This is a genomic window from Halobacillus sp. BBL2006 (assembly GCF_000786645.1).
Taxonomy (GTDB): domain Bacteria; phylum Bacillota; class Bacilli; order Bacillales; family Halobacillaceae; genus Halobacillus.
Genome location: NZ_JRNX01000141.1, coordinates 1 through 7,099, shown reverse-complemented (window position 1 = coordinate 7,099; position 7,099 = coordinate 1). Strand labels below are relative to the sequence as shown.

The window sequence follows — 7,099 nt, the reverse complement described above, 5'->3', positions numbered from 1 at the left end:
CATTACTTATTATATCCATCATTGTATATACGTTTTTAGCTAATCCTGAAGCGGGAACACAGCAAACCATCAGCTGGGTGCTATGGAATGGTTCGTTCTCGGCAATTGGGGCAGCCGCCGCGCTTGCTCACCCTCTTGCCGTGTTGACAGCCTTTGTGGCAGCTCCTATCACATCCTTGAACCCCCTGATTGCTGCTGGGTGGTTCGCCGGATTTGTCCAGGCATTTTTCCGCAGACCAAACGTTTCCGATTTTGACACACTTTCTGAAGACGTGACGAATGTGAAAGGCTTTTGGAGTAACAAAGTGACGAGGATCCTGCTTGTCGTATTATTAGCGAATATCGGAAGCTCTCTTGGTACACTAATCGGTGGAGCTGACGTGATCCGTTTATTCTTTGAAAATTTATAATGGACGAAAGGAGAGAGCAAACTCAGCTCTCTCTTTTTTTTGGACTTGTTAAATCTTGTGGTTGATTTTTTGAGCTCGTGATTGTACTCAAAAACAGGATTCAACAAATTATATGTTAAAAAAAGGAATGAAAGTAATTGAGTAGAAGGAGTTAAGGGAGAAGGAGGGGATTCTTTGAAGAAAGCCATCGGATTACTTGTCTTGCTGTTCTTAATTGGATGTACAGGGAAAGCGGAAGAAACGTACACCATTGATGATGCCAAAAAGGATGGACATGTTATTGTTGAGCACAAGACCACTACTTTTGATCAGATTCGCCAAGGAGCGTTAGAGGTTGAAAACATCGATCAGTTGGTTGAATTTCTTGTGGCTGCTGAAAACAAAGAAGAGGCATCTGCAACGGTTTCGATATTTGACCCTGATGGATCACATTATGAAAACAAGTTTGAATCAGATGGAAAGTCGATTCGGTTTCATAATTCCTATGCGGGTTATAAAGGAGCACCGAAAGGAAACTTTACATGTGAGTACATACAAAGAAGAGGCCCCATCGTTTATGTAGAAAGTTGTGATAGTGAAAAGGGTGAAAATGTTTCTACCATGATCGCCTTTGTTGGAAAGGATGAAGCGTTTAGAGAGGCCGAAAAGTAGAATGCGTAGTGAAAAGACGCTTGCGCCGATGCATGCGTCTTTTATTTTGCTCGAAAAAGAAATGGATCACTTTTTCGAGCTATATTTACATTATTTACATCAAATGTTACGGTTATATTACAAAAGATTACAACATTTAGACTTTTTAAAATATAAAAGGATGAATATAAATGAGTACATTTGTAAAAAGCGTATCCATCATTGGTGTTATCGCGATAGGCATAGGCATCTGGCAATTAACCCAAAGTGATGGGATTGGTCAGCAAAAGGAAGCGGAAAAGACAATGAAGGAGGATAAGGTCGACAACTCTCACGCTTATGAAACGGTTACCCTTGGGAAAGAAGAAGAGCAGGTGAGTAATCTAAAGCGGCCTGATTATAATGGAGAAACCTTAGTCGAAGGTAAAATTGTACAATCGATCAAGGAAGTGACCGATGAGAATCCGCAAGTTAGAGAGCTGATTGATAAGATCGGTAAGGATCAAATTCAAGACGATCTCGCCTATGGCCCACACAGCTACGACTGGGACAAGCTTGAGAGCGAAAATAAAGAGAAGCAGCAGTGGATCAATCAATTGCTTGATCTATCCGACCATAAACAATTGAACCTATTCGCAAAAGAAGCGAGTAGAAACTTTTCTAAAGCTCTTAAACAAAAAGACTTGAATTACTATTTTGAGGCGATTAAGAAATTCAGATACATTGATCTGGAGTTGTGAACTCGTTTTCCTCTTCGACTGTCCACCCACGAGAATACATAGTTTTTTTCCTGTCAGACTTTTCTCTTAGCGTATTTTTTTAGATAATGTCGAGGAAATCGTACCTTTTATACGGTGGCCCCTTCCTCCATATGGTAATTATTGTTTATTTTATCCAATATAAGTTTTCTATCTTTATAAGGCGGGGACATTACCTATGAATATCAATAAGGAGGTAATGGAATTGTCCATCGAACTAAAAGAAAGGTTGAATTCTTCTAGTCTGGAAAATTTGCGTCAAGCTGCTATCTTGGAATTCACGGAAGAAGTTTTTGAGTCAGACAACTATTGCTCATTAGAGGTACTGACTCCGGATGAACAACAGTTGTATATTGTGAACCGGAACGACCGGACGTTGACGATTCTTGGAATTTCAAAAGACATGGCGGTTACGAAGGAAACTTTATTTACGCAAAGGATCATTTCCATGAAAGAATGGTTTGTCGATTACAGCATGTCAGACAATACACCTCCTAGAAAATTGGAAGTCGAGCTTATGGGTGGAAGGACGTTATTGATTGAGCCAGGGCTATCGACATCACAAGAGAAAAATTACAAGAAACCGGAATTCTCTAACCAAGTCAATGAAGATTTTGAACACCTCATTGCTGCACTGAAGAATACGGTCATTTTATAAACTAGAAAAAAAGAGTCCTCTAATGGGCTCTTTTTTTTGTGTGTATAGGATTGGGAAGGAAAGATCCTTAATTAACTTCTGCATAAAAGTAGAGAGTTTGGTTACATTAACACGTAACACCGTAAATTCTATACAAACTTCTTCTCACATCCTTACTGAATACCTGCACTTCCACTTCAGAAATATTAGCAATATGACGGTGAATGCAATTTTGGAGGTGAGGGGTTTGGATGCCACAACTTTATTAGAGATGATAAGACTTTCCATCGATGTTCTCAACTTCCTAGCATTCCTCATATTCTCAACCATTTTCGTATTCAAATCAAAACAAACCTAAAAAAGCTGCCATCTGGCGGCTTTTTTAGATTCTATAGAAAAGTATAGTAGATTCCTGTGGAGAGCAGGTACAAGGTGAACAACCCGAGGACAATGAGTGTAAGAATAAAGTTCTTTTTCGAAAATGAGACAACGACGGAATTATTGGGATCGAAAGCGTAACTCCATAAAAACAAACCCAATACTCCAACCATGCCAATTCCGAGTAATAAGTTGATCATGCCGGGCCTCCTTCTTCAGAAAGGTTCTTTCTTTTATATACGCAAAACAGAAAGAAAGGTTTCAGACCTGTTGATATCGTGAATAGGTACATATGGACTAGTTTACAAACGCCTGATCCTCCGTATAATAGCAATATCTCTATTTCTCTATGTAAATAGGAGATTAATTTTTCGACAAAAATTCGTAAATTTCGTGTTGCATCAGTAGAATTCGATTGTTATAATAACAAATGTGCTTCCGACAGACGGAAACACCAATAAACATTTGAACTTTTGCGGGTGTAGTTTAGTGGTAAAACCTCAGCCTTCCAAGCTGATGATGAGGGTTCGATTCCCTTCACCCGCTCCAATGACTTTCTTTTATAGAGAGTACGCCATTATTTTATACTATGTGAGCCAACGCAGTGTTTCGTTAAAGGATAACGAAGCATTGCGTTTTTTAATGAAGCAAAAAGGATATCCCTTAAAGTAGATATTTCTTTCATAGGAGGAATCCAGTTCATGAAAAAATTACAGCAACAATTAAAGCAAATTGATGGCAAAAGTTATAAAGGATATAAACAGATTCAGGGGAAGTATTCTTTTTCTGATTACGAGTTGTTTATTGACTATGTGCAGGGGGACCCTTTTGCGGCACCCTCTAAAATAAGAATTCGTATTCCGAATCAAAAGAAAGCAATCCAACCTTCTTGGAAAGAAACGGCTCGACGCAAAGTGTACACGGAGGATGGACTGACACGTACGGTCTCAAAAGCCGTAGTGAAGAATCAAACGCACGTCAAGGGATCAGGTAAAAGCGGAATGGTCGCCGTCGATCAGCCCGGTCAGGAAATTTTAGAAAGAACTGCCGTCACGCTTGGCGAACAGGATATGACTGTTTGTTTAACAGTAGGTCTTCCGGCTAATGGACGCCGTATTAATGGCAGGGAAGCAGAAAAGCTTTTTTTCAAGGTGCTGCCCGAAGTGATGAAGTACTCTGTTTTTTCTGTGAAAGATGAGGAATTGCAGGCTGCCTGCGACCTTGCCGACCAGCATGAGGCGATTGAAATAGAAATGAAGGAAAACGACTGGATTTCCTTCATCGCAGATGGGTCCATTTTGCCAAGAGAAAGTGGGATCAGTGATCGCCCGATGAAGAATGCAGTTCCATTCACAAGTCCTGAAGAAAACAGAGTATCTTTCTCGATCCCTCATAGGAACGAGCCGATCACTGGCATGGCCCTGAACAAGGGGATTGTTTTAATCGTTGGTGGCGGTTATCATGGTAAAAGTACCCTGTTGAATGCAATGGAACGTGGGGTGTATCCTCATGTCAAAGGGGACGGAAGAGAATACGTTGTGACTGATCCACAAGCGGTGAAAGTTCGTGCAGAAGATGGACGACAGGTAACGAACGTGGATATCTCTCCGTTTATAAAGAACCTTCCGCACGGGGCGGACACGACTCAATTTTCCACAGAAAACGCGAGTGGAAGTACGTCCCAGGCTGCGAATGTCATTGAAGCATTAGAAGCCGGTGCAGACACGCTGCTGATTGATGAAGATACGAGTGCAACGAACTTTATGATTCGTGATGAGCGGATGCAGGAGTTGGTTGTTAAAGAAAAAGAACCAATCACACCTTTTATAGATAAAATTAAACAAATGCGTGATGACCTTGATGTGTCAACAATTCTTGTCATGGGCGGTTCAGGTGATTATTTTAACGTCGCAGATGATGTGATCATGATGGATCAGTATGTGCCTCATAATGTCACGGGTAGGGCGAAAGAGATAGCCGAACGCTACCCAAGCAAGCGTGCAGTGGTGGCAGAGCAGGAGTTCGGTACAATACCCGCGCGTGCCTTCTTGCCAGCTAGTTTGCAGACGAGACGTGGAAAAAAAGAGAAGGTACAGGCAAAAGGACGAACAACAATCATCATGGGGAGAACGGATATTGATTTAGATGGAATCGAACAGCTTGTCGATCCTTCCCAAACACGTCTGATTGCAGATTTGATCATGCATATGGAGAAAAAGGGCGCTCTAAAAAAAGAGCAGTCCTTGAAAGAACTACTTGATGACGTGGAGCAGCAAATCGATACGAAGGGACTAGCAGCCTTTGCGCCATTCAAAGATCAGCATCCTGGGGAACTGGCGCGTCCTAGACGTTTCGAAATTGCTGCAACATTAAATCGAATTCGAACAGCTAAAGTAAAAGATTTAAGATAGAAAGGAGGAAGACAGGGTGGATTTTCATAAATTTAAAGAAGAGGTTATTGCTTACAGCAAAGAAATTGGCATCGATAAGATTGGCTTTGCCTCAGCGGATGTGTTCGGTGAGCTGAAAGCCCGGTTGAAACGCCAAGAAGCGCTAGGCTATCAGTCTGGTTTTGAAAAAGGCAGTGTAGACGAGCGTACAGAACCGGGGCGTTTACTTCCGGGTGCTCAATCGATCATTTCCATCGCCCTGGCTTATCCTTCTAAAATGCATGATGCTCCAAAAAGCAAAAAGGGAGATCGCCGTGGTATATTCTGCCGCGCTTCCTGGGGGCAAGATTATCATGATGTATTGCGTGATCGCCTCCACAAACTTGGGGCTTTTATACAAGAACATTTCCCTGAAGTTGAATTGAAATCCATGGTAGATACAGGGGAGTTGTCTGATCGTGCAGTAGCGGAGCGAGCAGGGGTCGGCTTCAGCGGAAAGAATTGCGCCGTGATCACTCCAGAATTCGGTTCATATGTATATTTAGGGGAGCTTGTTACGAACATTCCTTTCGCTCCTGATGAACCTGTAGATGATAGCTGCGGTGATTGCAATATTTGTGTGGACGCCTGTCCAACAGGAGCACTTGTACAGGGGGGACAGCTGAATGCCCAACGCTGTATTGCATTTCTCACCCAAACGAAAGGATTTCTCCCAGACGAATTCCGTAGTAAAATTGGAAACCGGCTCTATGGATGCGATACGTGTCAAACGGTATGTCCGAAAAACAGGAAAAAGGATTTCCACCATCACGAGGAGTTTGAACCTGATCCTGATGTTGTGAAGCCGAAATTGACACCCCTGCTGTCAATTTCAAACCGTCAGTTTAAAGAAACGTTCGGATTTATTTCCGGTTCATGGAGAGGAAAAAAGCCGATCCAACGAAACGCTATTTTAGCCTTGGCACACTACCGTGATGAAACGTCAATCAGTGAACTGATTCGTCTCATGAACAATGACCCAAGGCCTGTCATCCGCGGAACCGCCGCGTGGGGTCTAGGGAAAATCGGTACGCCAGAATGCTTTGAAGCCATTGAACATGCCAAGGTCCATGAAGATGACGAGAAAGTCCTCTATGAGATGGAAAAAGGGCTACAATTTGCCAATTTATGACCATATGTACCTTTTCATCTACTAAGGACTTTTGTATAATAGAAAAAACTGTTAAAAGAAGGGGTTGTCTATGAACCATCGGTCTTTCTTATATTATGACACTTTTAATACTCCTTTAGGTCCAATGACTGTTTTAACGAACGATGAAGGAGTATGTCGAATAGATTTTGGACATTATGAAGACCGTATTGCTTCTTACCAATCTTGGAAAAAGAAGCACTTTCTCAAAGGTGAGCTGGTCTATGATCCAGATCATAAATATGTACAACTAACAAAAAATGAAATTGAAGAATATTTTAATGGAACACGTATTGAATTCACTGTTCCTTTGAATTGTTATGGAACCGAGTTTCAAAGAAAGGTATGGAGAATGCTGCTTCATACTGTTCCTTATGGGGAAACTCGTTCGTATAAAGATATTGCTGCTGCTATGCATACCCCTAAAGCGATTCGCGCCGTTGGTGGCGCAGTCAACCAGAACCCATTTTCCATTATTGTGCCATGTCACCGAATCATCGGCAGTAATGGGAAGTTAGTAGGATATGCAGGCGGTCTTGAGAAAAAACAACAATTGCTAGAGTTTGAAAAAAATCATGTGGTTCTGCCTAACAGACAATAGCTGTCTCTCCCTTTTCAGGGAGGGCAGCTTTTTTGTATGGTTTGTTCTCCTTATTCATAGGATGTAAAAAAAGGGGGAAAGGCTATGAATCCTACTCATCAACTTC

7 protein-coding genes, 1 tRNA gene and 1 pseudogene are annotated in these 7,099 nt (G+C 41.8%); 8 read left to right on the top strand and 1 reads right to left on the bottom strand.

Translation table 11 applies throughout. The features are described 5' to 3' along the window. The 4 genes and pseudogenes from LD39_RS05180 to LD39_RS05165 form a co-directional block, all read left to right on the top strand. Nucleotides 1-410, top strand: a pseudogene (locus tag LD39_RS05180) (TraB family protein); the annotation flags it as partial. Nucleotides 411-584: 174 nt separating this feature from the next. Next, complete coding sequence (locus LD39_RS05175) at nucleotides 585-1,061, top strand: hypothetical protein (protein ID WP_035543640.1); 477 nt, start codon at nucleotides 585-587, stop codon at nucleotides 1,059-1,061. A gap of 170 nt (nucleotides 1,062-1,231) precedes the next feature. Further along, nucleotides 1,232-1,780, top strand: a complete 549-nt coding sequence (locus tag LD39_RS05170) for a hypothetical protein (RefSeq protein WP_035543638.1) — start codon at nucleotides 1,232-1,234, stop codon at nucleotides 1,778-1,780. Between the two features lie 223 nt (nucleotides 1,781-2,003). Next, the gene (locus tag LD39_RS05165; RefSeq protein ID WP_035543635.1) at nucleotides 2,004-2,456 is read left to right on the top strand and encodes a hypothetical protein; all 453 of its coding nucleotides are present in this window, start codon (nucleotides 2,004-2,006) and stop codon (nucleotides 2,454-2,456) included. 368 nt (nucleotides 2,457-2,824) lie between these two features. Here the strand turns inward: LD39_RS05165 and LD39_RS05160 are convergent, their stop codons facing one another. Beyond that, on the bottom strand, nucleotides 2,825-3,013 hold the full coding sequence (locus tag LD39_RS05160; RefSeq protein WP_035543633.1) for a hypothetical protein: 189 nt from the start codon (nucleotides 3,011-3,013) through the stop codon (nucleotides 2,825-2,827). Nucleotides 3,014-3,288: 275 nt separating this feature from the next. On the opposite strand from LD39_RS05160, the gene LD39_RS05155 reads away from it, so the two are divergent. From LD39_RS05155 to LD39_RS05140, 4 genes are all read left to right on the top strand, one after another. Further along, a tRNA-Gly gene (locus LD39_RS05155) sits at nucleotides 3,289-3,362 on the top strand. Between the two features lie 152 nt (nucleotides 3,363-3,514). Further along, complete coding sequence (locus LD39_RS05150) at nucleotides 3,515-5,224, top strand: ABC-ATPase domain-containing protein (protein ID WP_035543631.1); 1,710 nt, start codon at nucleotides 3,515-3,517, stop codon at nucleotides 5,222-5,224. Nucleotides 5,225-5,240: 16 nt separating this feature from the next. After that, on the top strand, nucleotides 5,241-6,374 hold the full coding sequence (gene queG, locus LD39_RS05145) for a tRNA epoxyqueuosine(34) reductase QueG (protein WP_035543630.1): 1,134 nt from the start codon (nucleotides 5,241-5,243) through the stop codon (nucleotides 6,372-6,374). Nucleotides 6,375-6,444: 70 nt separating this feature from the next. After that, on the top strand, nucleotides 6,445-6,993 hold the full coding sequence (locus LD39_RS05140; protein WP_035543629.1) for a methylated-DNA--[protein]-cysteine S-methyltransferase: 549 nt from the start codon (nucleotides 6,445-6,447) through the stop codon (nucleotides 6,991-6,993). The last annotated feature ends 106 nt before the right edge of the window (nucleotides 6,994-7,099 follow it).

Coding starts and splice junctions, on each gene's coding strand:
- LD39_RS05170 (WP_035543638.1), top strand. CDS start 1,232: ATGAGTACATTTGTAAAAAGCGTATCCATCATTGGTGTTATCGCGATA.
- LD39_RS05160 (WP_035543633.1), bottom strand. CDS start 3,013: ATGATCAACTTATTACTCGGAATTGGCATGGTTGGAGTATTGGGTTTG.
- LD39_RS05150 (WP_035543631.1), top strand. CDS start 3,515: ATGAAAAAATTACAGCAACAATTAAAGCAAATTGATGGCAAAAGTTAT.
- LD39_RS05140 (WP_035543629.1), top strand. CDS start 6,445: ATGAACCATCGGTCTTTCTTATATTATGACACTTTTAATACTCCTTTA.